Origin of the sequence: Azohydromonas lata, from assembly GCF_034427735.1 — a bacterium.
Taxonomy (GTDB): domain Bacteria; phylum Pseudomonadota; class Gammaproteobacteria; order Burkholderiales; family Burkholderiaceae_C; genus Azohydromonas; species Azohydromonas lata.
Genome location: NZ_JAXOJX010000040.1, coordinates 24996 through 51565 on the forward strand (window position 1 = coordinate 24996; position 26570 = coordinate 51565).

Here is a 26570-nt window from a genome sequence, read left to right on the forward strand (position 1 = left end):
GCGCGTTGTGACGGCAGGCCCCGGGCCGCCCAATGGGCGGCCCTTAGACTTGCATACCTTCGTCTTACTTCCTCAGGGAGAACCGCCGCATGCCGGCTTACAAGCGCATCCTGCTGAAACTTTCCGGCGAAGCCCTGATGGGCGACGACGCCTACGGCATCAACCGCGCCACCATCGTGCGGATGGTGCGCGAGATCCAGGAGGTGACGCAGCTGGGCTGCGAGGTGGCGGTGGTCATAGGCGGAGGCAACATCTTCCGCGGCGTGGCCGGCGGCTCCGTGGGCATGGACCGTGCCACGGCCGACTACATGGGCATGCTCGCCACGGTGATGAACTCGCTGGCCCTGGCCGACACGATGCGCCAGGAGGGCATGACCGCGCGCGTCATGTCGGCCATCAACATCGAGCAGGTGGTCGAGCCCTACGTGCGGCCCAAGGCGCTGCAGTACCTGGAAGAGGGCAAGGTGGTGGTGTTTGCCGCCGGCACGGGCAACCCCTTCTTCACCACCGACACGGCCGCGGCGCTGCGTGGCGCCGAGATCGGCGCCGAGATGATGCTCAAGGCCACCAAGGTGGACGGCGTCTACACGGCCGACCCCAAGAAGGACCCCAACGCCACGCGCTATACGCGCATCAGCTTCGACGAGGCCATCGCCCGCAACCTGCAGGTGCTCGATGCCACCGCCTTCGCGCTGTGCCGCGATCAGAAGCTGCCGATCAAGGTGTTCTCCATATTCAAGCCCGGCGCGCTCAAGCGCGTGGTCATGGGCGAAGACGAGGGCACGCTGGTGCATGTGTAAGAGGAGCGATCGATGACCATTGCCGACATCCGCAAGACGGCTGAACAGAAGATGGCCAAGACCATCGAAGCCTTCAAGAACGAACTGCAGAAGGTGCGCACCGGCCGTGCGCACCCGGGCCTGCTGGACCAGATCCACGTGGAGTACTACGGCTCCATGCTGCCCCTGAGCCAGGTCGCCAACGTGAGCCTGCTCGACGCGCGCACGATCAGCGTGCAGCCCTGGGAAAAGGGCATGGGCGCCAAGATCGAGAAGGCCATCCGCGAGTCGGACCTGGGCCTGAACCCGTCCTCCCAGGGGGACTTGCTGCGCGTGCCCATGCCCGCGCTCACCGAGGAGCGCCGCAAGGAGCTCACCAAGGTCGTGCGCCACGCCGGCGAGGATGCCAAGGTGGCCGTGCGCAATCTGCGCCGCGACGCCAACGAGCACGCCAAGAAGCTGCTCAAGGACAAGGCCATCACCGAGGACGACGAGCGCCGCAGCCTCGACGAGATGCAAAAGCTCACCGACCGCACCATCGCCGAGCTCGACAAGCTCGTCGCTTCCAAGGAAGCCGAAATCCTGGCGGTCTGACCGCGGCAACGGCACGGCGAGCGTTTTTGATGCAGAAGCAGCAAGCGCCTGGGCACCACGCGGCGCGCATCCCGCGCCACGTGGCCATCGTGATGGACGGCAATGGCCGTTGGGCCAAGCGGCGCTTCATGCCGCGCATCTTCGGCCACAAGCATGGCGTGGATGCGCTGGTGCGCACGGTGCAGGCCTGTGCCGACCGCGGCATCGAATACCTCACCGTTTTCGCTTTCTCCTCGGAGAACTGGCGCCGCCCAAGCGACGAGGTCTCCGGCCTGATGAACCTGGTGCTGGTGGCCGTGTCCAAGTACCTGGGCAAGCTGCAGAAGGAAGGCGTGCGCATCCACATCGTGGGGGACCGCGCCGCCGTTTCCGAGCGCGTGCGCTCGGCCTGGCAGCAGGTGGAAACGGCCACCGCGCACAACCGCCGCATCACGCTGTCGGTGGCCTTCAACTACGGCGGGCGCTGGGACGTCGTCCAGGCCTGCCGCCGCGCGCTGGCCCTGGGCTTGAGCCCGGAAGAGCTGGACGAGCGCCGGCTTGGGCAGCTCATGGCCATGAGCCATGCGCCCGACCCCGATCTCTTCATCCGCACCGGCGGCGAGCTGCGCATCAGCAACTTCCTGCTCTGGCAGGTCGCCTACTCCGAGCTGGTCTTCAGCAACTGCCTGTGGCCGGAGTTCGGCGAAGCCGAGCTCGACGCCGCGCTGCAGGAGTACGCCGGACGCGAGCGGCGCTATGGCGGCGTGCCTGACGGGCAGTCGCAGGCCCTGAGCGCCTGAAAGGCCAACCATGCTCAAGCAGCGCGTGATCACGGCGCTGGTCCTGCTGGGCCTGCTGATCCCGGCTCTGCTGGCGCCTGACACGCGCTGGTTTGCCGCCCTGACGCTGGCCTTCATAGGCGCGGCCGGCTGGGAGTGGATGCGGCTCAACGGGGCCGCCTCTGGCCTGGCGGTGGCTTCAGGCGCCGTGCTGGCTGCGGCCTGTGCCGGCGCGCTGGCCGCGGGCTGGACGCAGCAGCCACCCTCGGCGTGGTGGCTGGTTCCGGCCGTGGCCTGGGTGGTGGGCGGCGCGCTGTCGCTGCGCGCGGGCGTGGCGGGCTGGCCCAACGTGCCCAGGGCGCTGCGCGGTGTGCTGGGCCTGGTGCTGCTGTGGCTGGCCTGGCTGGCGTTGTCGCAGGCGCGCGCGCTGGGCCTGAACTTCATCTTTTCCGTGTTCTGCCTGGTGTGGATGGCCGACAGCGCGGCCTACTTCGGCGGCCGCCGCTTTGGCCGCCACAAGCTCGCGCCCACCATCAGCCCCGGCAAGAGCCGCGAGGGCGCCGTCAGCGGCCTGTTGGGCGTGCTGGTCATGGCCGTGCTGTGGCTTGCGCTCGACGGCGAGCGCAGCAGCCTCTACGGCCGCCTGATGGCCTCGCACGGGCCGGCGCTGCTGGTGGCCGGCGTGCTGCTGCTGGTGGCCATGAGCGTGGTGGGCGACCTGTTCGAGTCGCTGGTCAAGCGCGCCGCGGGCGCCAAGGACAGCAGCGCGCTGCTGCCCGGCCATGGCGGCGTGCTCGACCGTGTGGACGCGCTGCTGCCGGTGTTCCCGATCGCGCTGGCGCTGGCCGCGCTCTGACCCGCTCTGCCGCTGCTGCCTTCACGCGCGCGCCGGGCCCTCACGAGATCCAACGTCATGACTTGCACCAAGCAGCGCCTCACCATCCTGGGCGCCACCGGCTCCATAGGCACCAACACGCTGGACGTGGTGGCCCGCCACCCCGAGCAGTACGAGGTGTTCGCCCTGAGCGCGCACCAGCGCATCGAGGCGCTGGCCGCGCAGTGCCTGCAATGGCGCCCCCGCTTTGCCGCCGTGGCCGACGAGGCCGGCGCGCGGCGGCTGCGCGCGCTGCTGGCCGATGCCGGCTGCGCCACCGAGGTGATGAGCGGGCCGCAGGCGCTGTGCGAGCTGGCCGCGCATCCGGACGTGGACGCGGTGATGGCCGCCATCGTCGGCGCCGCGGGCCTGGCGCCCTGCCTGGCCGCCGCGCGCGCGGGCAAGCGGCTGCTGCTGGCCAACAAGGAGGCGCTGGTCGTGGGCGGCGCGCTGTTCATGGACGCGGTGCATGCCGGCGGCGCCACGCTGCTGCCCATTGACAGCGAGCACTCGGCCATCTTCCAGTGCCTGCCCGACGACCGCGCCGCCTGGCCCGCGCGCATCGACCACATCATCCTCACCGCGTCGGGCGGCCCCTTCCGCCAGCGCGACCCGGCCACGCTGGCCGCCGTGACGCCGCAGGAGGCCTGCGCCCATCCCAACTGGGTCATGGGCCGCAAGATCTCGGTGGACTCCGCGACCATGATGAACAAGGCGCTGGAGGTCATAGAGGCGCGCTGGCTGTTCGAGCTGCAGCCGCAGCAGATCCGCGTGGTCATCCACCCGCAGAGCATCATCCACTCCATGGTGGTGTGCCGCGACCGTTCGGTGCTGGCGCAACTGGGCACGCCGGACATGCGCGTGCCCATCGCGGTGGGGCTGGCGCATCCGCAGCGCATCGAGTCCGGCGCCGAGCTGCTGGACTTCACGCGGCTGTCGGCGCTCACTTTCGAGGAGCCCGACCCCCAGCGCTTCCCGGGGCTGCAACTGGCGTTTGATGCGCTGCAAGGGCCCGAAGGCAGCACGGCCGTGCTCAATGCGGCCAACGAGGAGGCGGTGGCCGCCTTCCTGGACGGCACCATAGGCTTCACCGACATCCACCGCGTCAACGCGGCCACCATAGAGCGCGTGCTGCCCAGCCTGCCCGCGCAGCCGGCGCTGCAAGACCTGCTGGCGCTGGATGAACGGGCCCGCGCGCAGGCGCGGCACTTCGTCAAAGGAATGGCGACATGAGCACCTTGCTGGCCTTCATCGTGACGTTGGGCGTGCTCGTGTGGATACACGAGTACGGGCACTATCGCGTGGCGCGTGCCTGCGGCGTCAAGGTGCTGCGCTTCTCGGTGGGCTTCGGCAAGGTGCTGTGGCGGCGCCAGAAGGGCGACACGGAGTTCGCCGTGTCGCTGCTGCCCTTGGGCGGCTACGTGCGCATGCTCGATGAGCGCGAAACCCCGGTGGCTGCGCACGAGCGCCACCAGGCCTTCAACCTCAAGCCCCTGTGGCAGCGCGCGGCCATCGTGGCCGCGGGACCGGCGGCCAACCTCATCCTGGCCGTGCTGCTGTACGCCGTGGCGAGCTGGATGGGCACGCAGGAGATCAAGCCCGTGTTGGGCGCGCCCGTGGCCGGCAGCCTGGCCGAGCGTGCCGGGCTGCGCGCGGGCGACTGGATACGCGCGGTTTCGCGCGACGGCACCGACTGGGTGGACGTCGAATCCGTCGCCGACCTGCGCTGGCAGGTGACGCAGGCCGCCATGGGCGGCGAGCGGCTGCAGCTCATGGCCAGCGACGCCCAAGGCCACGCCTCGCGCAACCTGGTGCTGGACCTGCAGAGCCTGGCGGGGCAGGAGGTCGATGCCGAGCTGGTGCAGCGCATCGGCCTGGGGGCGCCCTACAGCGAGCCCGTGATGGGCGACGTCAAGGCCGGCGGCCCCGCCGCGCGCGCCGGTTTGCAGAGCGGCGACCGGGTGCTGCGCGTGGACGGCGTGCCGGTGATGGACGCCGCGAGCCTGCGCGAGCGCATCATGGCCAGCGTGCACGACGGCGTGCCGCAGCCCATGCGCTGGCAGGTCGAGCGCCGCGGCCAGACGCTGGAGCTGGCCGTGCAGCCTCGCCTGCACGGCGAGGGCCCCCGTGCCGTGGGGCGCGTGGACGCCTACATCGGCCACCCGGCCGAGACCGTGGTGGTGCGCCGCGGCCCGGTGGATGGCCTGGTGCAGGGCGTGCAGCGCACCTGGGAGGTGTCGGCACTGACGCTGCAGATGATGGGCAAGATGCTTATCGGCGAGGCCTCGCTCAAGAACATCTCCGGCCCGCTGACCATTGCCGACTACGCCGGCCAGTCCGCCAACCAGGGCCTGAGCTATTACCTGGGCTTCCTGGCGCTGGTGAGCGTGAGCCTGGGGGTGCTCAACCTCCTGCCGCTGCCCATGCTCGATGGTGGGCACCTCATGTATTATCTTTTCGAGGGATTGACCGGACGCCCGGTCTCGGAGCTGTGGCTCAAGTGGCTGCAGCGCGGCGGCGCGCTCATTCTGCTGCTGCTGATGTCCCTTGCCCTGTCCAACGACCTGGCCCGCTACCTGGGCCAGTAATCACGCGCGCATTCGATGCTGTTTCCCTTTTCTGTGAGCCCGCTGCGCCCCGTGGCGGCCTGCGTGGCGGTGGCGGCCGCCGCCTGTGCCTTGCCCGCCGCGCACGCGGCTGAGCCTTTCGTGCTGAAGGACATCCGCATCGAGGGCCTGCAGCGCACCGACCCGGGCACCGTGTTCGCCGCGCTGCCTTTTCGCATCGGCGACACCTACTCCGACGAGAAGGGCGCCGCCGCGCTGCGCGCGCTTTTTGCCACCGGCCTGTTCCGCGACGTGCGGCTGGAAGTGGACGGCGACGTGGTCGTGGTGGTGGTCGATGAGCGCTCCATCATTGCCGACGTCAACTTCGTGGGCCTCAAGGAGTTCGACAAGGACACGCTGCTGAAGTCGCTGAAGTCCGCCGGCATCGGCGAGGGCCTGCCCTTCGACCGCGCCACGGTGGACCGCGCCGAGCAGGAGATCAAGCGCCAGTACCTCTCGCGCAGCCTCTACGGCGCCGAGGTGGTCACGACCATCACGCCGCAGGAGCGCAACCGCGTCAACGTCACCTTCACCATCGTCGAAGGCGACACGGCGCGCATCAAGGACATCCGCATCGTCGGCGCCAAGGCCTTCTCCGAGAGCACGCTGCTGGGCCTGCTGGAGCAGACCACCGGCGGCTGGCTGACCTGGTACACCAAGACCGACCGCTACTCCCGCGCCAAGCTCAACGCCGATCTGGAGACGCTGCGCGCCTACTACACCAACCGCGGCTACCTGGAGTTCAACGTCGAGTCCACGCAGGTCACGATCTCGCCGGACAAGCAGGACATCTCCATCACCATCAACGTGCGCGAGGGCCAGCCCTACACCGTCACCGGCGTGCGGCTTGAAGGTGACCTGCTGGGCAAGGAAGACGAGTTCCGCGCCCTGGTCAAGGTCAAGCCCGGCGAGCCCTACCGCAGCGAGGACGTGGCCGAGACCGTGCGCCAGTTCACCGAGCGCTTCGGCTTCTACGGCTATGCCTTCGCCCGCGTGGAGTCGCGCCCCGAGATCGACCGCGCCAACGGCCAGGTGGCGCTGGTGCTGGCGGCCGACCCGCAGCGCCGCGTCTACGTGCGCCGCATCAACGTGGCGGGCAACACGCGCACGCGCGACGAGGTGGTGCGCCGCGAGTTCCGGCAGTTCGAGTCGTCGTGGTACGACGGTCAGCGCATCAAGCTCTCGCGCGACCGCGTGGACCGCCTGGGTTACTTCAGCAACGTTGCCGTCGATACCGACGAGGTGCCCGGCGCGCTGGACCAGGTGGACCTCACCGTCAACGTCACCGAAAAGCCCACCGGCAACCTCATGCTGGGCGCGGGCTTCTCCAGCGCCGAAAAGCTCACGCTGTCGGGCTCCATCCGCCAGGAGAACGTCTTCGGCAGCGGCAACTACCTGGGTGTGGAAGTCAACACCAGCCGCTACAACCGGCAACTGGTGCTCTCCACGGTGGACCCGTACTTCACCATCGACGGCATCTCGCGCGCGATAGACCTCTACTACCGCACCAGCCGCCCAATCAACAGCCAGGGCGAGGACTACCAGCTCATCACCCCGGGCGCGGCCATACGCTTTGGCGTGCCGTTCTCCGAGTACGACACGGTGTTCTTCGGCATCGGTGCCGAGCGCACCGAGATCCGCGGCAGCGCGCTGCCCGTGGCCTACGCCAAGTACCGCGAGAGCTTCGGCGACACGGCGGTCTCGATGCCGCTGACGCTGGGCTGGGCCCGCGACCAGCGAGACAGCGCCCTGGTGCCCACGCGCGGCCGCTACCAGCGCGTCAACGCCGAGTTCTCCGGCGCGGGCGACGCGCGTTACCTGCGCACCAACTTCCAGATCCAGCAGTACATCGCGCTGGGCCCGCGCTTCACGCTGGGCCTCAACGGCGAGCTGGGCTATGGCAAGGGCATCGGCGGCCGTCCGTACCCGGTGTTCAAGAACTTCTACGGCGGCGGCCTGGGCTCGGTGCGCGGCTTCGACCAGGGCTCGCTGGGCCGCGTGGACCCCACCGGCGCCTACTTGGGCGGCAACCGCAAGCTCAACCTCAACGCGGAGCTCTACGTGCCCGTGCCGGGGTCGGGCAACGACAAGACGCTGCGCATCTTCGGCTTCATGGACGCCGGCAACGTGTGGGCCGAGGACGAGAAGATGACGCTGTCGGACCTGCGCGCCTCCGCGGGCCTGGGCCTGAGCTGGCTCTCGCCGGTGGGTCCGCTCAAGCTCAGCGTAGGCACGCCGGTGCGCAAGCAGTCGGCAGATAGAATTCAACGTTTCCAATTCCAGATCGGGACCGCGTTTTGAAGAACATGGGTGGATTGAAGTCGCTGGTCTTTGCCGCGGCGCTGGCGGCTGCCGGCGCGAGCGCGCAGGCCCAGGAATTGAAGATCGGCTACGTCAACAGCGAGCGCGTGCTGCGCGAGGCCACGCCGGCCAAGGCCGCGCAAAGCAAGCTGGAGGCCGAGTTCGGCAAGCGCGAGAAGGAACTGGCCGACATGGCCACGCGCCTGAAGGCCGCCTCGGACAAGCTGGACAAGGACGCGCCCACGCTCAGCGAGGCCGAGCGCACCCGCCGCCAGCGCGACCTCGTCGAGCAGGACCGCGACTTCCAGCGCCGCCGCCGCGAGTTCCAGGAAGACCTGAACCAGCGCAAGAACGAGGAGCTGGCCTCCGTCGTCGAGCGCGCCAACAAGGTCATCAAGCAGATCTTCGACCAGGAAAAGTACGACCTGATCCTGCAGGAGGTCGTGTTCGCCAGCGGGCGCGTGGACATCACCAAGAAGGTGATAGACGCGCTCAACGCCGGCAAGTGACGCCTGAGGCCCGGGACGCCGCACGGCGTCCCGGGGCAGCTTTTCCCCCGCGGCCGCCTTTTGGGCGGCCGCAGCCTTTGTCCCACTGAATGAGCCTGCAAGCATGAGCGTCGCGCTTTCCGACATCGTGGCCGCGCTCGGCGGCGAGCTGCTGGGCGACCCGGCCCTGGCCATGGACGGCATCGCGCCGCTGGAGTCGGCCGAGCCCACGCACATCAGCTTCCTGGCCAACCCGCGCTACCGCAGCCAGCTCGCCAGCACGCGCTCCGGCTGCGTGATCGTGGCCCCGGCGCTGCGCGACGAGGCCGCCGCCCGCGGCGCGGCGCTGGTCACGGCCGACCCCTACCTCTACTTCGCGCGCCTGACGCAATGGTGGGCGGCGCGCACGCGCGCGGCGTTGCCCGCGGGCGTGCACCCGTCGGCCGTGGTGGAGGAGGGCGCGGTGGTGGACCCGTCCGCGCGCATCGAGGCGCTGGCCTTCGTGGGCGCCGGCGCCATCGTGGAAGCGGACGCCGTGGTGGGCACGCAAAGCCACGTCGGCCGCGGCGCGCGCGTGGGCGCGGGCTCGCGGCTGGCGCCGCGCGTGGTGCTGGGCGAGCGCTGCACGGTGGGGCAGCGCTGCATCCTGCACAGCGGCGTGGTGGTGGGGGCCGACGGCTTCGGCTTCGCGCCCAACCAGGGCCGTTGGGAAAAGATCGAACAATTGGGTGCCGTCACCATGGGCGACGACGTCGAGATCGGCGCCAACACCTGCGTGGACCGCGGCGCGCTGGGCGACACCGTCATCGAGGACGGCGTGAAGCTGGACAACCTGATCCAGGTCGCTCACAACGTGCACATCGGCGCGCACACGGCCATCGCCGGCTGTGTCGCCATCGCCGGCAGCACGCGCATCGGACGCCACTGCACCATCGCCGGCGCCTCCAGCCTCGTGGGCCACATCGAGCTTGCGGACCACGTCCACATCTCGGCCTGCACGCTGGTCACGCGCTCGGTGCGCCAGCCGGGCCGCTACAGCGGCTCCTTCCCCTTCGACGACAATGCGAGCTGGGAGAAAAACGCAGCCACGTTGCGTCAGTTGCACGCCCTGCGCGAGCGCGTCAAAGCGCTAGAGAAAAAGACCTCATGATGGACATTCACCAGATTCTCAAGAAGCTGCCCCACCGCTACCCCATCCTGCTCGTGGACCGGGTGCTGGAGGTGGAAAAGGGCAAGCGCATCGTGGCGCTCAAGAACGTCACCATCAACGAGCCGCACTTCACGGGCCATTTCCCGAACCGCCCCGTGATGCCGGGCGTACTCATTCTCGAAGCGCTGGCCCAGGCCTCGGCGCTGCTGGCCTTTTCCTCGGAGGAGAGCGGGCCCGACGAGAACACGGTGTATTACTTCGTCGGCATCGACGGTGCGCGCTTCAAGCGCCCGGTGGAGCCGGGCGACCAGCTGCGCCTGGAAGTGACGCTGGAGCGCATGAAGGCCGGCATCGCCAAGTTCAGCGCGCGCGCCCTGGTAGGCGAGGAGCTGGCTGCCGAGGCGCAGATCATGTGCACGACCCGCAAGGTCGCCTGAGCGTCCCGCGCATGGCCCTCATCCACCCCACCGCGCTGGTGGACCCGGCCGCCGAGCTGGCGGACGACGTCAGCGTCGGCGCCTACACGCTCATCGGCCCCGAGGTCGTCATCGGCGCGGGCACGCGCGTCGGCCCGCACTGCGTGATCGAGGGCCGCACCACCATCGGCCGCAACAACGAGATTTTCCAGTTCGCCTCGTTGGGCGCGGCCCCGCAGGACAAGAAGTACGCCGGCGAGCCCACCGAGCTGCACATCGGCGACGGCAACACCATCCGCGAGTTCTGCACCTTCAACCGCGGTACGGCGCAGGACACGGGCATCACCCGCGTGGGCGACGACAACTGGGTCATGGCCTACGTGCACATCGCGCACGACGTGCAGTTGGGCAGCAAGACCATCCTGGCCAACAACGCCACGCTGGCCGGCCACGTGCACGTGGGCGACTGGGTCATCGTCGGCGGCCTCACCGGCGTGCACCAGTTCGTCAAGATCGGCGCGCACGCCATGATCGGCTTCGCCACCGCGCTGGCGCAGGACGTGCCGCCGTTCATGATGGTGGACGGCAACCCCGCTTCCACGCGCGGCTTCAACATCGAGGGCCTGCGCCGCCGCGGCTTCAGCCGCGAGCGCATCGCGCAGGTCAAGCAGATGCACAAGCTCATCTTCCGCGAGGGCCTGACGATGGACGCCGCCAAGGCGCAGATCGCGGCGCTGCGCGGCGGCACGGACGCCGAGGGAGACGCCGACATCGCGCTGATGCTGGACTTCCTGGAGCGCGCCAAGCGCGGCATCGTTCGCTGAAGCCGACCATGGCACCCATCGCAGGCGATCCTCGCTTCTCGATGGTCGCCGGCGAAGCGTCCGGTGACCTCCTCGCATCGCTGCTGTTGGGCGGCATGCGCCGGCGCTGGCCGCAGCTCTCGGCCACGGGCATAGGCGGGCCGAAGATGGCCACCCAGGGTTTCACGCCCTGGTGGCCCTCGGACAAGCTGGCGGTGCACGGCTACGCCGAGGCGCTGCGCCACTACCGCGAAATCTCCGGCATCCGCGAGGCGCTGGCCGAACGGCTGCTGCGCGAGCGGCCCCAGCTCTTCATCGGCGTGGACGCGCCGGACTTCAACTTGGGCCTGGAAGCGCGGCTCAAGGCGGCCGGCGTGCGCACGGTGCACTTCGTCTGCCCCTCCATTTGGGCCTGGCGCGGCGGGCGGGTGAAAAAGCTCTGGCGCAGCGCGGACCACGTGCTGTGCCTGTTCCCCTTCGAGCCCGAGCTGCTGCAGGGCCACGGCATTGAGGCCAGCTACGTGGGCCACCCGCTGGCCGACGCCATCCCGCTGGACGTGCCGCGCGCCGCCGCGCGCCAGGCGCTGGGCTTCACGGCCGACGAGCCCGTGCTGGCCGTCATGCCCGGCAGCCGCCGCGGCGAGATCAACAACCTGCTGCCCGCCTTCCTGGGCGCGGTGCGGCGGCTGCACGCGGCGCGCCCCGCGCTGCGCTTCGTCCTGCCGGTGGCGCCGGGGCTGCGTCCGCTGGTGGACCAGCACATCGCCGCCCACGGCGCCGGGCTGCCCGTCGAGCTGCTGGACGGCCGCTCGCACGAGGCCCTGGCCGCCTGCGACGCCACGCTCATCGCCAGCGGCACCGCCACGCTGGAGGCCGCGCTGTTCAAGCGCCCAATGGTCATCGCCTACCGGCTGCACCCGCTGAGCTGGCAGCTCATGAAGCGCATGCGCTACCAGCCCTGGGTTGGGCTGCCCAACATCCTTTGCCGCGACTTCGTGGTGCCGGAGCTGCTGCAGCACGACGCCACGCCCAACGCGCTGGCCGACGCGGTGCTGCAGTGGCTCGACGCCCCGCAGCGCGCGCAAGCGCTGGAACAAAGATTCATGGAACTTCATCACCTGCTGCGCCGCGACACGGCGCGCACCGCCACCGATGTCATCGCACGACTGCTGGCTGGGGCCTGAGCAAATGGCGCTGTGCTTCGACGTCCCCGGACTGGTGGCCGGCGTGGACGAGGCCGGCCGCGGCCCGCTGGCCGGCCCCGTGGTCGCCGCCGCCGTCATCCTGGACGACGCCAACCCCATCGAGGGCCTGGCCGACTCCAAGGTGCTGACGGCGCGCCGGCGCGAACAGCTCTTCGACGAGGTGCGCGCCAACGCCCTGAGCTTCTGCATCGCCGAGGCCAGCGTCGAGGAGATCGACCGCCTCAACATCCTGCACGCCACCATGCTGGCCATGAAGCGCGCCGTGGAGGGTTTGAGGCTGAAGCCGGCCAAGGCGCTGGTGGACGGCAACCGGCTGCCGCCGCTGCGCATCCCGGCCGAGGCCATCGTGCGCGGCGACGCGCTGGTGGCCTCCATCTCCGCCGCCTCCATCCTGGCCAAGGTGCACCGCGACCGGCTGTGCCTGGAGATGCATGCCGAGCTGCCGCATTACGGCTTCGACGTGCACAAGGGCTACCCGACGCCCGCGCACCTGGCCGCGCTGCGCGAGCATGGCGCCAGCGCCGCGCACCGCCGCAGCTTCCGCCCCGTGCGCGAGGCGCTGGCGGCCCGCCTGGCGGGAGGCGAGGCATGAACGAGCCGCAACGCGTCACCTCGCGCGACAACCCGCTGCTGGTCAAGCTGCGCAAGCTCACGCAGGACCCGGCCGCCTACCGCAAGCTGGGCCTGGTCTGGCTGGAAGGCGACCATCTCTGCCGCGCGCTGCTGGCGCGCGGGCAACGGCCGGCGCAGGCCGTGGTGAGCGAGTCCGGCTGGCTGCAGCCGGCGCTGCGCGAGCTGGCCGCCGCCGCCGACAAGGCCGTGGTGGTGCCGGATGCGCTGTTCGCCGGCATCAGCGCGCTGGAGTCCCCGGCACGCATCGGCTTCACGTGGGTGCCGCCCGCGATGACGGACATCGCCGCGGGCCAAGCCGCCGTGGTGCTGGACCGCGTGCAGGACGCGGGCAACCTCGGGAGCATCCTGCGCAGCGCCTCCGCGCTGGGCTTTGCGCAAGTGATCGCCCTCAAGGGCAGCGTGGCGCTGTGGTCGCCCAAGGTGGTGCGTGCCGGCATGGGCGCGCATTTCAACCTGCGGCTGGTCGAGGGCGTGGACGTGGACGCCCTGGACGCCCTGCAATTGCCGCTGGTGGCCACCAGCTCGCACGCCGCGCAGGCGGTGCACGAGGCGGCGCTGCCCTGGCCCTGCGCCTGGGTCATGGGCCACGAGGGGCAGGGCGTGCGCGAAGAGCTGCTGCAGCGCTGCGGGCTGACCGTGCGCATCGCACAGCCGGGCGGCGAGGAGTCGCTCAACGTGGCCGCGGCGGCAGCCATCTGCCTGCACGAGTCGGCGCGGCGGCGGGCGGGCTGATGCGTCACGGACGGCGGCTCCCAGCCGCCGTTTTTCCATGCCGCCCCCCGCCGCTCACACCGTCGCCATCCCCCCGTCCACCTGCAGATTCGCCCCCGTCACGTAGGACGACTCGTTGCCCGCCAGGTACAGCACGGCCTGCGCGATCTCCTCGGCCTGCGCCAGCCGGTGCGCCGGCACCTGCTTGAGCAGCGCGCCGGCCCACTCCTGCACGGCGGCCTGGGGCAGGCCCAGCTTGCCGTAGATGGGCGTCTCGGTCAGGCCCGGGCTCACGACGTTCACGCGAATCCCCTTGTCCAGCAGCTCGGCCGAGAGCGAGCGCGCCAGCGAGCGCACCGCCGCCTTGGTCGCGGCGTAGACGCTCATGCCCGCGATGCCGCGCTCCGTCATGGCCGTGGAGGTCATGACGATGCTGGCTGGCCGGCGCAGCAGCGGCAGCATCTTCTGGATGGTGTAGAGCACGCCCTTGAAATTCACGGCGAGCTGGCTGTCGATGTGCGCTTCGTCCACCTCGGCGATCGTCTTGGGCAACGCGATGCCGGCGTTGGCGAACACCACGTCCAGACCGCCCAGCGCCGCCTTGATCTGCTGCGCGGCGGCGGCCATGTCCGACAGCGAGGTCACGTCCGCACGAAGGCCCATGGCCTGCGGGCCCAGCCGCCGCGCCGCCTCGGCCACGCGCTGCGCGTCCTGCCCGGTGATGACCACGCGCGCCTCTTCCTGGATGAACAGCCTGGCCGTGGCCAAGCCGATACCACTGGTGCCGCCGGTGATCAGCACGTTCTTGCCCGTCAGTCTTGCCATGGCGATCTCCAAATGAATGCCCCTGCGGGGCGGAACCGTTCAGTGAAGCCGGATTTCTGTACCGACAGGTATACTGTACCGATCGGAATATAATTTTCAAGAACCTTTTGGAGACCCGCCATGGCGACGGAACGCGGACGCCCCCGCTCCTTTGACGCTGACCAGGCGCTGGACGCCGCGCTGCGCGTGTTCTGGCGCCAGGGCTTCATGAAGGCCTCGCTGTCGGAGCTGACGGCCGAGATGGGCATCAACAAGCCCAGCCTGTACGCCGCCTTCGGCGACAAGGAGCGGCTGTACCTGGCGGCGCTGAGCCGCTATGCCGAGCGGCGCCTGAGCGGCCTGGCGGCGCGCATGCTGGCCAACCCGGACGGGCGCGAGGCGGTGTGGGAGTTCCTGCGCGCGCTGGCCGCGCTGTTTGCCGATCCGCAGCTGCCCGGCGGCTGCTTCATCGTCAGCGGCGCGGCCGATTGCGGCACCAGCGCCATGTCGCCGGGGGTGGAGCAGGCCTTGCGGCAGGCGCTGCAGGGCAACGAGGGCTTGTTGCGCCAGCGGCTGGCGCAGGCGCAGGCGGACGCTCAGTTGCCCGCCGCGGCGGATGCCGCCGCGCTGGCCGCCTTCTTCATCGCCACGGTGGCGGGCATGAGCGTGATAGCGCGCAACGGCGCGGGCCTGCCCAAGCTGGAGCAGGTGGTGGAAGCGGCGATGGCGGTGTGGCCGCCGGTGCCGCTTCACAGCGAACAGCACGGCGGCCCCGGCGCTGCCGAGGCTGCCGTGACCTGAGTGGCTTGAAGCGGGCGGGCTCAGGCCGTGGCGAGCACGTCCTTGAGGGCCGCGACCAGCCGGTCCACGTCCGGCCGCTTGCGCACCACCAGGCGCAGCAGGGCTTCGCTGCCGCCCACCTTGTTGCTGCACTCGCGCACGAAGATGGCGTGGCGCTGCAGTAAATCGTTGCGCAGCGCCTTGCCGGAAACCCCGGCCGGCAATTCGACGAGGATGAAATTCGCCTCCGAGGGATAAACCACCAGAGTGCTGATTTCTCCCAAGCGCTCCTGCATGTAGCGCCTGTCCGCGGCGACCTTGGGGAAGCTCGCGCGGTATTCCTCGTGGAAGTCCTGCAAGTCCCTGAGCACCTGGCCCGCCAAGCCGTTGATATTCCAGTAAGGCAGGCGTGCACGCACCCGCTCGGCCAGCGCCGTGTGGGCCACGCCATAACCCAGGCGCATGCCGTGCCAGCCCAGGGACTTGCCCATGCTTTTCACCACCATGGCGTTGTCGTGGCGCAGCACCAGCCGCTCGGCCGAGGGCGTGGCGGCGAAATCGATGAAGGATTCATCGATGACGACCAGCGCCAGATGGCTCAATTCGTCCAGCAGGCGGGCGATATCCGCCTCGCTGGAACAGGCCCCGGTCGGGTTGCTGGGATTGCAAAGGATGAAAGTGCGGGCCTGGGTGGATTTCACCTTGGCGACGATCTCTTCCACCGTCAGGCGAAACCCGTTTTCCTTGCGCCGCTCCAGGAAATGAATGGGCATGCCGTATTGCAGCGGCAAATCCGTCCAGCGGCCGAAGGTGGGCACGTCGGTGAGCAATGGCGCCTCGGCGGCCAGGCAGAGCTGGGTGATGATTTCCGTCACCCCGTTGGCCACGACGATGTTTTCGACCGGCAGGCCGATCAGGCGGCTGATGTTTTCCTGGTGCACCGGAGCGTAGTCCGGGTAGTACTTCAAGGTGTCGGCCAAGCCGGCCTGGATGCGATCCACCAGCGCGGGTGGCGGAAAATAGGGATTGGCCGGTACGCAGAAATCCAGCACGTCCCTGGCGTTCGCCGTGGCGCGGACGCTGAAGATGGACGGGTTGTGAAACCGCGTGTCGAAAATGGCCATGCCGGCATCAGAAGACATCGCAGCCTCCGCCAATGATTCTGTAGTCGCCCACGATGGACAGTGAATCGCCGAATTCCCGGCGCACCGTGTCCAGCAATTCGTGCGTGAGCCGGCTGTCTTCGCGGTAAAGAATGCCCAGCACCGAGCCGCTGTGCGCGCAATTGACCCCCAGTGCACCTTTTTCCGTGGTGCAAGCCAATAAATCCTCGAGTTGGGGTTTGCGGTGAATTTGCTGGCTCAGCGTCGCGCTCATGGTGGCGGCCACGGCGATGACGGCCGGGTCGTTGGCATGCAAACCCTGTTTCAACAGGCTCAGCGCCTCGGTGATGCAATCTTCGTGATTGCGGTACACCGCGCGGGCGCGTTGCCGGTCATAGCACAGCGTGTCGATTTCGCCGCCGCAATCCACGATGAGGGCGCGCATGCCGGAAGGGGGCGGCAAACTCTCCAGCAAATCGCCCGTGAGGTGATTCAAATGGGCGATACCGGCGAAATGCACGCAGTCCGAAGGTTCCACTTCGGTCAGCAGCCGGGCGAATATCTGGGGCGACACTTGCTGGCCGCATGCGTGCAGATACGCGCTCAGCGCCGCGCCAATGTCGGCCGAGCTGGAGGCCATGCCCTTGCCGCGCGGAATAGGGCTGTTAACCTGGATGTCATGGCGCAGCGGCAAAAACAGCTCGTAAGCCGCCAGCGTGAGCGTGTCGCGAATCTTGAAATAATCGCTTTCCCGCTCGATGTGCAGGCCGTCGTTGTCGGCCGTGCCTACTTCGGCATAGGAGTACAGGTCGATGGGGCAATTGACCAGAAAATCCCGTCCCTGGATATGTCCCTGAACGAATTCGCCGCAAGTGCCCGGCGCGCGGAATTTGGAAAATTTGACTTTGCTGTCCAGCTGCACTGCTTCGGTAGGCATGGTGGGCTCCTTGATGAGGGTTCAGGCAATTTCACGCCAGGGCTGGTTCGGCCTTGGGCTCGCGCTTGAAGGGGTTGTCGAAGTTCTGGCGTCCGGCCGCTTCAAAGCTGCGGAAGTGCGTGCCGTGGTTTTCGAGCTGCGATGCGTCGAGGGCAATGGAGTCCTCGAATTTCACCGTGTCGCCAATCTGGCCTATGAGTTTGTTCACCGAGTCCTGGTTTTCCGACACGGCCTTGAAGTAGGACAATTGTTCGGCGGTATAGGGCTGCATTTCGGCGCCGTCGCAGACGAAATTCCAGTAGCTTTCATAGTCCTGCATGCGCACGCCGGCATAGGCGGACAAGGCGTCGGACCAGGAAACTTCCCCCTGCAAATACCCATCGAGATATTGGGAAATCAATTCCGCGTCGCGCAGCGCGTGGGTGATGCCCATGGCCGTCCACTGGTCCTTGAAGCTGCCGGCGTCGCCCACCAGCGCCCAGCCGTTGCCCCAGTTCTCCCGGTGGTAGGCCACCATGCGGCCCATGGCCTTGAAGGGCTCCGTGCGCTGCGCGCGCGCCACGAGCTCGGCCACCTCCGGCGCGACGTAGCGGTAGATGCGCTGGAAATTCTCGCCGGGATGGGCACTGAAATCGCTCCACCACGCGGTCGGGCCATAAACCAGGACCAAGTGTTTATTTTCATTGGTCGGGAATATGGCGGTGCCGAAACGGCCCCTTTTGTGGATAACCAATTCGGGTTTCTCGATGCCGGAGAAATAACCATAGTAGGCAAACGTGGACTTCTCGCGCACATGAGTGGTTTGGGCGCCCACCATGGAAGCGAACGATGAAACCCGGCCGTCGGCGCCAATCACCACGCGGGCACGGGCCAGCAATTCCTGGCCGTCGGCCGTTTCGGCGCGAATACCCACCACGCGGCCGTTTTCCATGAGCAGGCCGCGCAGGTGGGTGCGCAGCCGCACGTCCACGCCATTTTCCTGGGCGTTGTCGAGCAGCAATTGGTCCAGGTGGAAACGGCGCGGGCCGCTGTAATAGCCGACCACGCCGTGGTCATTGCCGTGCAGGGCCATGAAGCGCTTTTTGAGGTCGGCCAGCGGCACGTGGCCGCGCAGGCGTATGCCCTCGATATTCACCTCGACGTTGGTGAAGTGCGGCGTAGTGGCCGTGATCTTGTCGGCCACGCCTAGGCGGTTCAAATAAGACACGCCGCGCGGCCAGACGAAATGCGTGGAATTCGTGTCGCGGGGAAAGGTGGCCTTGTCCACCATCAGCACTTTATAACCCTTGCGGGCCAGCCAGGTGGCGGTGGGAGAGCCGGCCACGCTGGCGCCGATCACGATGGCATCGAATTGTTCCATGATAATGCTCCTGGGGTAGAAAATGAGTCAGAGGGAATGGTTGACGCTTTGTCGGCTTTTTATTGTTGAGGGCATGCGCTCAATTGGCGGTCCGGCGCACGAATTTCTGCAGCGACACCGTATAAACGTCCGTGGCGCTGTTGTGCCGTATGCAGTATTCGGTGGGGTAATAACCCGCCGATTGAAACTTGGCCGGCTGCTTGACGGGGTGGCACTGGTTGGGCTTGCTCAGCAGGTAATCCAGGCTCACCATGGGCTCGTAAAAGGTGATTTTCGAATCGTAGGAGCCCAATATGAAAGTCTGGGTGAAGGGCTGGCCGTGGAATTCCGGGCTGGTGCGGTCGGCCCAATGGTTGCCCATGCGGGAGAAGGCCAGGTTGGTGTTGAAGAAGTCCGGGTGCAGGTATTGCGGTGCCACGGGGCGAACCGCGACCTCGTGTTGCGCGCAGTTGATGGTGCCCGGCATGCAGGGGCCGACCGCAATCTGGTTGCGCTCCACGAAGCCGGTCATGTAGAAGTGGAAATCAAAATGGCGAGCGCCATAAATATCCTCAGGTACATGGCCATGAGGCTCCCAATCCACGGAAATCCATTGGAAGGGCGTGTTGTTCTTGCCGAAAAACAGGCTGCGGTTGTGGCCGCCTGAGCATTCGTCGTGCAGGTCGATCCGGTTGTCGGCGTTGAGGTCCCAGCAATTGAGGCCGTCGTTGGGTTCCGTGGGCAATTGCTTGAGGGTGGCGCCGGGGAAGCGCACGCCGATGGCATAGGGCGTTCCGTCCTGGTAATGCCGCGTGAAGGTGCGGATATGGCCGGCGCCCAGCGATATTTTGTCGCCATAAACGGCCGGCCCAAGGGGCGAGCCGCTGGCCGATGCCGTGGGGGCGTCGTCCAGGTCGGCCTTGTTGTCCTGGGCTTGGACGGGCAGCGTTTGCAGCGACAGGCCCAGGGCGAAGGCGGCCGAGGCCAGGGTATATTGAAGCGTCGTGTGGGTCATGCTTGTACTCCGGGGTGGCTATGAGAATGTGTTCGGCAATGAGGGCTGAATAAAGATTTTGCGTGCACGGCGTCCTTTCCCGAATGTTGGATATTCGGTCCGTGGGGTTGGGGAAAAAGGTTTTATGTCGGCGCCGTCGAGCAGCCTTGTCGGCGGGCTGTGGTTTATATCCGGCGCTTCGATATGTGCACTTTAGGTGCGGAGTAATTTAAATGCACCCCCCTGAGGGGTGAAGGCCAAGGGGGAGAGGGAACTCCCTGTAAATCACTGCGCTCATTTGAAAATGCCGGCGGTGAACGATATGGGGCTTATCCCCGTTCGAGTCGCGGGGAGAATGTCATGGCTTTGGAAATGTGACTTTTGGCCTTGCGCCAAATGCACGCCGGTGGGGAAGGGCGGTACAAAAATAAAAACGGCAGCCTGAGCTGCCGTTTTGTATGGGAAGGGGTTTGGCCTCAGTAAATCAATCGGTCGGGCCGGATGTCGCGCAGGATGGTGGTGGCGATCTCCTCGATGGACTTGTGCGTGGAGCTCAGCCAGCTGATGCCTTCGCGGCGCATCATCTGCTCGGCCTGGCGCACCTCCCAGCGGCAGTTCTCCAGCGAGGCGTACTTGCTGTCCGGGCGGCGCTCGTTGCGGATTTGCGCCAGGCGCTCGGGGTCGATGCTCAGGCCGAAGCACTTGCGCTTGTGCGGCGCCAGCGACGAGGGGATCTGGTGGCGCTCGAAGTCGTCGGGGATGAGCGGGTAGTTGGCGGCCTTGATGCCGTGCTGCATGGCCAGGTAGAGCGAGGTGGGCGTCTTGCCGCTGCGGCTCACGCCCACCAGGATCACGTCGGCGCTCTCCAGGTTGCGGGCGGACTGGCCGTCGTCATGCGCCAGCGAGAAGTTGATGGCCTCGATGCGCTCGTTGTACTCCTCGCTCTTGGCCACGTCGGAGAAGCGGCCCACGCGGTGGTTGGACTTCACGCCGAACTCCGCCTCCAGCGGCTCGACGAAGGTGTTGAACATGTCCAGCACCAGCCCGTGCGGCGACTCCTTGAGGATGCGGCGCACGTCCTCGTTGACCAGCGTGAGGAAGATGATGGGCCGCTTGCCTTCGCGTTGCGCCGTGGCCTCGATCTCCGCGGCCACGTGGGTGGCCTTCTCGACGCTGTCTATGAAGGGACGCCGCACATGCCGGTGCTTGGCCGGGAACTGCGCCAGGATGGAGTTGCCGAAAGTCTCGGCGGTGATGCCGGTGCCATCGGAGACAAAGAACACGGTTCTGTTGGGCATGACTTACAGCAAGTGCAGGAGTTGTCACGATCATAGGTGGCGCTTGCGTAGAATCCTGCGCATTCGCCTTGCGGCCCCGTCGGCACCAGCGTCCCGGGCCTGTCCATTCAAGAACACCAAGAACAAGTGCACATCAGGCACGCGTGACTTGTCACACGCGTGACGTGTCAGCGGCTGCGCGCAGGGCTCCAGGTTTCCCATCATCACGGAGCTTTTCCATGTCCAACCTTCAAGCCGCGACCGCACTGGTCCTGCCTTTCGAGCAGCTGCGCATGACCGACGTCGAGTCGGTCGGCGGCAAGAACGCCTCGCTGGGCGAAATGATCAGCCAGCTCGCCGCCACCGGCGTGCGCGTGCCCACGGGCTTCGCCACCACGGCGCATGCCTTCCGCGAGTTCCTGAAGTTCAACGACCTCACCGAGAAGATCAACGCCCGGCTGTCCAGCCTGGATGTGGACGACGTGCGTGCCCTCACCGAGGCCGGCGCCGAGATCCGCGGCTGGGTGACGGACGCCCCGTTCCCACCCGCCTTTGAAGCCGCCGTGCGCGAGGACTTCGCCCGGCTGACCGCCGGCCACCCCGGCGCCAGCTTCGCCGTGCGTTCCTCCGCCACCGCCGAAGACCTGCCTGACGCCTCCTTCGCCGGCCAGCAGGAGACCTTCCTCAACGTCAGCGGCATCGACGACATCCTTCACAAGATGAAGGAAGTGTTCGCCTCGCTCTACAACGACCGCGCCATCAGCTACCGCGTGCACAAGGGCTTCGCCCACAGCGACGTGGCCTTGTCCGCGGGCGTGCAGCGCATGGTGCGCTCCGACCTGGGTGCCGCCGGCGTGATGTTCACCATCGACACCGAGAGCGGCTTCAAGGACGTGGTCTTCATCACCGCTAGCTATGGCCTGGGCGAGACGGTGGTGCAGGGCGCCGTCAACCCCGACGAGTTCTACGTGCACAAGCCGGCGCTCAAGGCGGGCAAGTTCTCCGTCATCCGCCGCAACCTGGGCTCCAAGCTCATCCGCATGGAGTTCGCCAGCCCCGAGGAAAAGGCCGCCACCGGCCGCCTGGTGCGCACCGTGGACACGCCGCCTGAGCAGCGCAACCGCTACGCGCTGAACGATGCCGACGTGGTGGAGCTGGCCAAGTTCGCCCTCATCATCGAGCAGCACTACGGCCGTCCGATGGACATCGAGTGGGGCAAGGACGGCGAGGACGGCCAGCTCTACATCCTGCAGGCCCGCCCCGAGACGGTGAAGAGCCAGGCCGAAGGCAAGGTCGAGCACCGCTACAAGCTCAAGGGCAAGGGCACCGTGCTGGCCGAAGGCCGCGCCATCGGCCAGAAGATCGGCACCGGCCCCGTGCGCCTGGTGCGCAGCATCGCCGAGATGGAGCGCGTGCAGCCCGGCGACGTGCTGGTGGCCGACATGACCGACCCCAACTGGGAGCCGGTGATGAAGCGCGCCTCGGCCATCGTCACCAACCGCGGCGGCCGCACCTGCCACGCGGCCATCATCGCGCGCGAGCTGGGCATCCCGGCCGTGGTGGGCTGCGGCGACGCCACCGAGACGCTGGCCGACGGCGCCCTGGTGACCGTCTCCTGCGCCGAGGGCGACACGGGCTTCATCTACGACGGCCTGCTGGAAACCGAGATCAGCGAGGTGCAGCGCGGCGAAATGCCGTACTGCCCCATCAAGATCATGATGAACGTGGGCAACCCGCAGCTCGCCTTCGACTTCGCCCAGATGCCCAGCGCGGGCGTGGGCCTGGCGCGGCTGGAATTCATCATCAACAACAACATCGGCGTCCACCCCAAGGCCATCCTCGACTATCCCAACATCGACGACGACCTGAAGAAGGCCGTGGAGTCCGTGGCCCGCGGCCACGCCTCGCCGCGCGCCTTCTACGTGGACAAGCTCGCCGAAGGCGTGGCCACCATCGCCGCGGCCTTCTGGCCCAAGCCCGTGATCGTGCGCCTGTCGGACTTCAAGTCCAACGAGTACCGCAAGCTCATCGGCGGCACCCGCTACGAGCCGGACGAAGAGAACCCCATGCTGGGCTTCCGCGGCGCCTCCCGCTACATCAGCGGCGACTTCAGCGACGCCTTCGGCATGGAGTGCGAGGCGCTCAAGCGCGTGCGCAACGACATGGGCCTGACCAACGTCGAGATCATGGTGCCGTTCGTGCGCACCGTGGCGCAGGCGCAGAAGGTGGGCGAGATGCTGGCCAACCGCGGCTTGAAGCGCGGCCAGGACGGCCTGAAGCTCATCATGATGTGCGAGGTGCCCAGCAACGCCATCCTGGCCGAGCAGTTCCTGGAGCACTTCGACGGCATGTCCATCGGCTCCAACGACCTGACGCAGCTCACGCTGGGCCTGGACCGCGACTCCGGCCTGGAGCTGCTGGCCAACGACTTCGACGAGCGCGACCCCGCCGTCAAGGCGCTGATCTCGCGCGCCATCGCTGCCTGCCGCGCCACCGGCAAGTACGTGGGCATCTGCGGCCAGGGCCCCAGCGACCACCCGGACTTCGCCGACTGGCTGGCCTCCGAGGGCATCGTCTCCATCTCGCTCAACCCCGACAGTGTGGTCGAGACCTGGCAGCGCCTGGCCAAGCGCTGATCCGGCGCTGAGCTTTCACCCGGCGGTTGCGCGCGCAGCGCCGCCGCGGGTGAATCCCCTTCGAAAGCCCAAGCCTGCTTGGGCTTTTTCACGCATGCCGTTGCAGGCGCGAGACCCCCGGTTTGGGGCTTTCCCCACTCCACTGCTATAATCGCGGGCTTGCCTTGCCGTTCCTCTTCAAGACGCAGAGGAGCGGCTTTCCGTTTTTGGAAACCCACAAGGAGTCTTCATGCGTCATTACGAAATCATCCTGCTGATCCACCCGGATCAGAGCGAACAGGTTCCGGCCATGCTGGAACGCTACAAAACCCTGGTCACCAACGGTGGTGGCAAGGTGCACCGCGTCGAGGACTGGGGCCGCCGTCAACTGGCCTACCTGATCCAGAAGCTGGCCAAGGCGCATTACCTGTGCCTGAACATCGAGTGCAGCAAGGAAACGCTGGGCGAGCTGGAAACCGGCTTCCGCTTCAACGACGCCGTGCTGCGCCACCTGACCGTCGCCAAGGACAAGGCTGAAACGAGCCCGTCGGTGATGATGAAGGCCGTTGAGAAGGAAGAAGCTCGCAAGGCCGCTCAGGAGAGCGCCGCCTGATGAGCGCTGGCGCGTCGTCCGCGCCGCCGCCGATGCAGGCCGCCGCAGGCGTCAACCGGCTGGTGCTCAGTGCCCAGCTCGTCGAACGCGGTGCCCTGCGCTACACCCCCGCCGGGCTGCCGGCCCTGGACCTGGGACTCAAGCACGAGTCGCAAGTCCTGGAAGACGGCCAGCCGCGCCGGGTCTCGCTGGAGATCCGCGCGGTGGCGATAGGGGAGATCACGCGGCGCGTGGGCGCTCTGGCGCTGGGAGACGGCGGCGAGTTCGCCGGTTTCCTCAGTGCAGGGCGCAGTGGACGCGGTCTGCTCTTCCATGTCACGGCGCTGGACTGACACCTCAACCGTCAAGCCGCGCCGAACTGTTCGCAATTTCGAATCTGGATTCAAGGAGTCACTATGGCCCCGCCCCGTGGAAAAGGTCGCCTGAACAAGGACCGCAAGCCCAAGCGCAACCAGCAATCGCTGCTGTTCCGCCGCAAGCGCTTCTGCCGCTTCACCGTCGCCGGTGTCGAGCAGATCGACTACAAGGACATCGACACGCTGCGCGACTTCGTCGGCGAGAACGGCAAGATCACGCCGGCCCGCCTGACCGGCACGCGCGCCTTCTACCAGCGTCAGCTGACCACCGCCATCAAGCGCGCGCGCTTCCTGGCGATGCTGCCGTACAGCGACCAGCACAAGCTCTGATAGGGAAGCAGCACCATGCAAGTGATCCTGCTCGAAAAGATCGCCAACCTGGGCAACCTGGGTGACGTCGTCAAAGTCAAGGACGGCTACGCCCGCAACTTCCTGATCCCGACCAAGCAGGCGCGCCGCGCCACCGAGGCCGCGCTGCAGGAATTCGCCACCCGCCGCGCCGAGCTCGAAAAGGCCGCCGCCGAGAAGCTGACCGCCGCCCAAGCCCTGGGCGAGCGCATGGCCGGCCAGACCGTCCAGATCGCCCAGAAGGCGGGCGTGGACGGCCGCTTGTTCGGCTCGGTGACCAACGCCGACATCGCCGACGCGCTCAAGGCCAAGGGCTTCGAGATCGTCAAGTCGCAAGTGCGCCTGCCCAACGGCCCGCTCAAGGCCGTCGGCGAGTTCCCGGTGAACGTGGCCGCCCACACCGACGTGGTGGTCGAGCTGACCATCAAGGTCGTCGCCGAAGCGGAATAAGCGCCTTCAAGCGCACGAGCCGCCGCGGGCTTCATGCCCGCGCGGACCACGAAGGGCCGGCCATGCCGGCCTTTTTCTTTGGGTTTCCCGATGTGCCGTGCACCGCGCCCGGTGGGGTGCCGGCCGGGCTTGCCAAGCGAATCCTTCAGGGCTTGGCAGGTATCCAGCGCCGCCCGCCCCGCCGGCCAAAGCGGTCCCGGCCGCGCCGTATCATCCCGCGATGCCTGCCGTATTCCCCCCCCGTGACGCCTCCTCCGCCCCGCGCGACGACGAGGTGGCGCGCCTGCGCGTCCCGCCCCATTCGATCGAAGCCGAGCAAAGCGTGCTCGGCGGCCTGCTGCTGGACAACGCCGCCTGGGACCGCGCCGGCGACACGCTCTCCGAGGGCGATTTCTACCGCTACGAGCACCGGCTGATCTACGCGGCCGTCGGCAACCTCATCAGCGGCAGCAAGCCCGCCGACGTCATCACCGTCTTCGAGCAGCTCCAAAGCCTGGGCAAGGCCGAGGAGTGCGGCGGCCTGGCCTACCTCAACGCGCTGGCGCAAAGCGTGCCCAGCGCCGCCAACCTGCGCCGCTACGCCGAAATCGTTCGCGAGCGCGCCATCCTGCGCAAGCTCATCGAGGCCAGCGACGAGATCGCCACCAACGCCTTCAATCCCCAGGGCCGCGCCGTGTCGCAGATCCTGGACGAGGCCGAGGGCAAGATCTTCAAGATCGGCGAGGAGGGCTCGCGCCAGAAGGCGGGCTTCCAGAGCATGGACCACCTGGTCATGCAGCTCATCGACCGCGTGACGGAGCTGGCCGAGAACGGCGCCGAGGAAGTCACCGGCGTGCGCACCGGCTTCTACGACATGGACCGCATGACCGCCGGGCTGCAGCCGGGCGACCTGATCGTGCTGGCCGCGCGGCCGTCCATGGGCAAGACGGCCTTCGCCCTGAACATCGCCGAGCACGTGGCCGTGCACGAAGGCCTGCCCGTGGTGGTGTTCTCCATGGAAATGGGCGCCGCGCAACTGGCGCTGCGCATGGTGGGCTCGCTCGGCCGCATCGACCAGCAGCACCTGCGCACCGGCGCACTGCGCGACGACGAGTGGAGCCGCCTCACCGAGACCGTGGACCGCCTGAGCAAGGCCAGCGTCTTCATCGACGAGACGCCTGCCCTCAATCCCGCCGAGCTGCGCGCCCGCGCCCGGCGCCAGGCGCGCCAATGCGGGCGGCTGGGCCTCATCGTCATCGACTACCTGCAACTCATGAGCGGCTCCGGCGCCAACGAGGAAAACCGCGCCACCGTCATCGGCGAGATTTCCCGCGGCCTGAAGGCCCTGGCCAAGGAGCTGCACTGCCCGGTGATCGCGCTGTCGCAGCTCAATCGCTCGGTGGAAACGCGCCCCGACAAGCGGCCCATGATGAGCGACCTGCGCGAGTCCGGCGCCATCGAGCAGGACGCGGACGTGATCATGTTCATCTACCGCGACGAGTACTACAACAAGGAGTCCAAGGAGCCGGGCGTGGCCGAGGTCATCATCGGCAAGCAGCGTAACGGCCCCGTGGGCACGGTGAAGCTGACCTTCCTGAAGCCGCTGACCAAGTTCGACAACCTGGCGCCTGGTAGCGCCTACGACGGCTAACGCCAA

At 67.6% G+C, this 26570-nt stretch carries 27 protein-coding genes; 21 read left to right on the plus strand and 6 right to left on the minus strand.

Annotated elements, in window-relative coordinates; translation table 11 throughout:
- Positions 1-89: 89 nt before the first annotated feature.
- The 14 genes from pyrH to SM757_RS21755 all read left to right on the plus strand — a co-directional run bounded on the left by pyrH (position 90) and on the right by SM757_RS21755 (position 13339).
- Positions 90-800, plus strand: coding sequence for a UMP kinase (gene pyrH / locus SM757_RS21690; RefSeq protein WP_066335208.1), 711 nt, complete (start codon positions 90-92; stop codon positions 798-800).
- 12 nt (positions 801-812) lie between these two features.
- Entirely contained in the window at positions 813-1373 is a 561-nt protein-coding gene (frr, locus tag SM757_RS21695) for a ribosome recycling factor (RefSeq protein ID WP_066335205.1), read from the plus strand.
- Positions 1374-1402: 29 nt separating this feature from the next.
- A complete protein-coding gene (uppS, locus tag SM757_RS21700) occupies positions 1403-2152 on the plus strand; it encodes a polyprenyl diphosphate synthase (RefSeq protein ID WP_066335203.1) in 750 nt (249 codons plus the stop codon).
- 10 nt (positions 2153-2162) lie between these two features.
- On the plus strand, positions 2163-2987 hold the full coding sequence (locus SM757_RS21705; RefSeq protein WP_066335200.1) for a phosphatidate cytidylyltransferase: 825 nt from the start codon (positions 2163-2165) through the stop codon (positions 2985-2987).
- A gap of 57 nt (positions 2988-3044) precedes the next feature.
- Positions 3045-4238: a 1-deoxy-D-xylulose-5-phosphate reductoisomerase gene (ispC, locus tag SM757_RS21710; RefSeq protein WP_322467000.1), complete on the plus strand. Its 1194-nt coding sequence runs from the start codon at positions 3045-3047 to the stop codon at positions 4236-4238.
- Positions 4235-5593, plus strand: a complete 1359-nt coding sequence (gene rseP, locus SM757_RS21715) for an RIP metalloprotease RseP (protein ID WP_322467001.1) — start codon at positions 4235-4237, stop codon at positions 5591-5593. Before ispC ends, rseP begins: the two co-directional genes overlap by 4 nt.
- A gap of 15 nt (positions 5594-5608) precedes the next feature.
- Positions 5609-7912, plus strand: coding sequence for an outer membrane protein assembly factor BamA (bamA, locus tag SM757_RS21720; RefSeq protein ID WP_322467002.1), 2304 nt, complete (start codon positions 5609-5611; stop codon positions 7910-7912).
- A 5-nt stretch (positions 7913-7917) separates the two neighbouring features.
- Positions 7918-8421 (plus strand): OmpH family outer membrane protein, encoded by a 504-nt coding sequence (locus SM757_RS21725; protein ID WP_084267388.1) that lies wholly within the window; start codon positions 7918-7920, stop codon positions 8419-8421.
- Between the two features lie 103 nt (positions 8422-8524).
- Complete coding sequence (lpxD, locus tag SM757_RS21730; protein WP_322467003.1) at positions 8525-9550, plus strand: UDP-3-O-(3-hydroxymyristoyl)glucosamine N-acyltransferase; 1026 nt, start codon at positions 8525-8527, stop codon at positions 9548-9550.
- Positions 9547-9987, plus strand: a complete 441-nt coding sequence (gene fabZ / locus SM757_RS21735) for a 3-hydroxyacyl-ACP dehydratase FabZ (protein WP_066335185.1) — start codon at positions 9547-9549, stop codon at positions 9985-9987. Before lpxD ends, fabZ begins: the two co-directional genes overlap by 4 nt.
- 11 nt (positions 9988-9998) lie before the next feature.
- Entirely contained in the window at positions 9999-10790 is a 792-nt protein-coding gene (lpxA, locus tag SM757_RS21740) for an acyl-ACP--UDP-N-acetylglucosamine O-acyltransferase (RefSeq protein WP_322467004.1), read from the plus strand.
- Positions 10791-10798: 8 nt separating this feature from the next.
- Positions 10799-11953 (plus strand): lipid-A-disaccharide synthase, encoded by a 1155-nt coding sequence (gene lpxB / locus SM757_RS21745; protein WP_322467005.1) that lies wholly within the window; start codon positions 10799-10801, stop codon positions 11951-11953.
- Entirely contained in the window at positions 11922-12566 is a 645-nt protein-coding gene (gene rnhB, locus SM757_RS21750) for a ribonuclease HII (RefSeq protein WP_322467006.1), read from the plus strand. The genes lpxB and rnhB overlap by 32 nt, the downstream gene beginning before the upstream one ends.
- Positions 12563-13339, plus strand: coding sequence for a TrmH family RNA methyltransferase (locus SM757_RS21755; protein WP_322467007.1), 777 nt, complete (start codon positions 12563-12565; stop codon positions 13337-13339). Before rnhB ends, SM757_RS21755 begins: the two co-directional genes overlap by 4 nt.
- Before the next feature lie 54 nt (positions 13340-13393).
- Here the strand turns inward: SM757_RS21755 and SM757_RS21760 are convergent, their stop codons facing one another.
- Entirely contained in the window at positions 13394-14143 is a 750-nt protein-coding gene (locus SM757_RS21760) for an SDR family oxidoreductase (protein WP_322467008.1), read from the minus strand.
- Between the two features lie 120 nt (positions 14144-14263).
- On the opposite strand from SM757_RS21760, the gene SM757_RS21765 reads away from it, so the two are divergent.
- Entirely contained in the window at positions 14264-14923 is a 660-nt protein-coding gene (locus tag SM757_RS21765) for a TetR/AcrR family transcriptional regulator (protein ID WP_322467009.1), read from the plus strand.
- Between the two features lie 20 nt (positions 14924-14943).
- Here the strand turns inward: SM757_RS21765 and SM757_RS21770 are convergent, their stop codons facing one another.
- The 5 genes from SM757_RS21770 to ppsR form a co-directional block, all read right to left on the minus strand.
- The gene (locus tag SM757_RS21770) at positions 14944-16044 is read right to left on the minus strand and encodes a pyridoxal phosphate-dependent aminotransferase (protein ID WP_322467010.1); all 1101 of its coding nucleotides are present in this window, start codon (positions 16042-16044) and stop codon (positions 14944-14946) included.
- Entirely contained in the window at positions 16034-16942 is a 909-nt protein-coding gene (locus SM757_RS21775) for a GHMP family kinase ATP-binding protein (protein WP_322467011.1), read from the minus strand. Before SM757_RS21775 ends, SM757_RS21770 begins: the two co-directional genes overlap by 11 nt.
- Positions 16943-16973: 31 nt before the next feature.
- Positions 16974-18302 (minus strand): NAD(P)/FAD-dependent oxidoreductase, encoded by a 1329-nt coding sequence (locus SM757_RS21780; protein ID WP_322467012.1) that lies wholly within the window; start codon positions 18300-18302, stop codon positions 16974-16976.
- A gap of 79 nt (positions 18303-18381) precedes the next feature.
- Entirely contained in the window at positions 18382-19296 is a 915-nt protein-coding gene (locus SM757_RS21785) for a hypothetical protein (RefSeq protein WP_322467013.1), read from the minus strand.
- 455 nt (positions 19297-19751) lie between these two features.
- Entirely contained in the window at positions 19752-20573 is an 822-nt protein-coding gene (ppsR, locus tag SM757_RS21790) for a posphoenolpyruvate synthetase regulatory kinase/phosphorylase PpsR (RefSeq protein WP_066335162.1), read from the minus strand.
- 218 nt (positions 20574-20791) lie between these two features.
- Here ppsR and ppsA point away from each other — a divergent pair, with 218 nt between their 5' ends.
- From ppsA to dnaB, 6 genes are all read left to right on the plus strand, one after another.
- The gene (gene ppsA / locus SM757_RS21795; protein WP_066335160.1) at positions 20792-23188 is read left to right on the plus strand and encodes a phosphoenolpyruvate synthase; all 2397 of its coding nucleotides are present in this window, start codon (positions 20792-20794) and stop codon (positions 23186-23188) included.
- A 229-nt stretch (positions 23189-23417) separates the two neighbouring features.
- Positions 23418-23780 carry a 30S ribosomal protein S6 gene (rpsF, locus tag SM757_RS21800; protein WP_066335157.1) on the plus strand — a complete coding sequence of 121 codons (363 nt, stop codon included), beginning with the start codon at positions 23418-23420 and terminating at the stop codon, positions 23778-23780.
- Positions 23780-24112: a primosomal replication protein N gene (gene priB / locus SM757_RS21805; RefSeq protein ID WP_238455744.1), complete on the plus strand. Its 333-nt coding sequence runs from the start codon at positions 23780-23782 to the stop codon at positions 24110-24112. Before rpsF ends, priB begins: the two co-directional genes overlap by 1 nt.
- 63 nt (positions 24113-24175) lie before the next feature.
- Positions 24176-24466, plus strand: a complete 291-nt coding sequence (gene rpsR, locus SM757_RS21810; protein ID WP_066335155.1) for a 30S ribosomal protein S18 — start codon at positions 24176-24178, stop codon at positions 24464-24466.
- A 15-nt stretch (positions 24467-24481) separates the two neighbouring features.
- Positions 24482-24934, plus strand: coding sequence for a 50S ribosomal protein L9 (gene rplI, locus SM757_RS21815; protein WP_066335152.1), 453 nt, complete (start codon positions 24482-24484; stop codon positions 24932-24934).
- Between the two features lie 220 nt (positions 24935-25154).
- Complete coding sequence (gene dnaB / locus SM757_RS21820; RefSeq protein WP_066335149.1) at positions 25155-26564, plus strand: replicative DNA helicase; 1410 nt, start codon at positions 25155-25157, stop codon at positions 26562-26564.
- Positions 26565-26570: the final 6 nt, after the last annotated feature.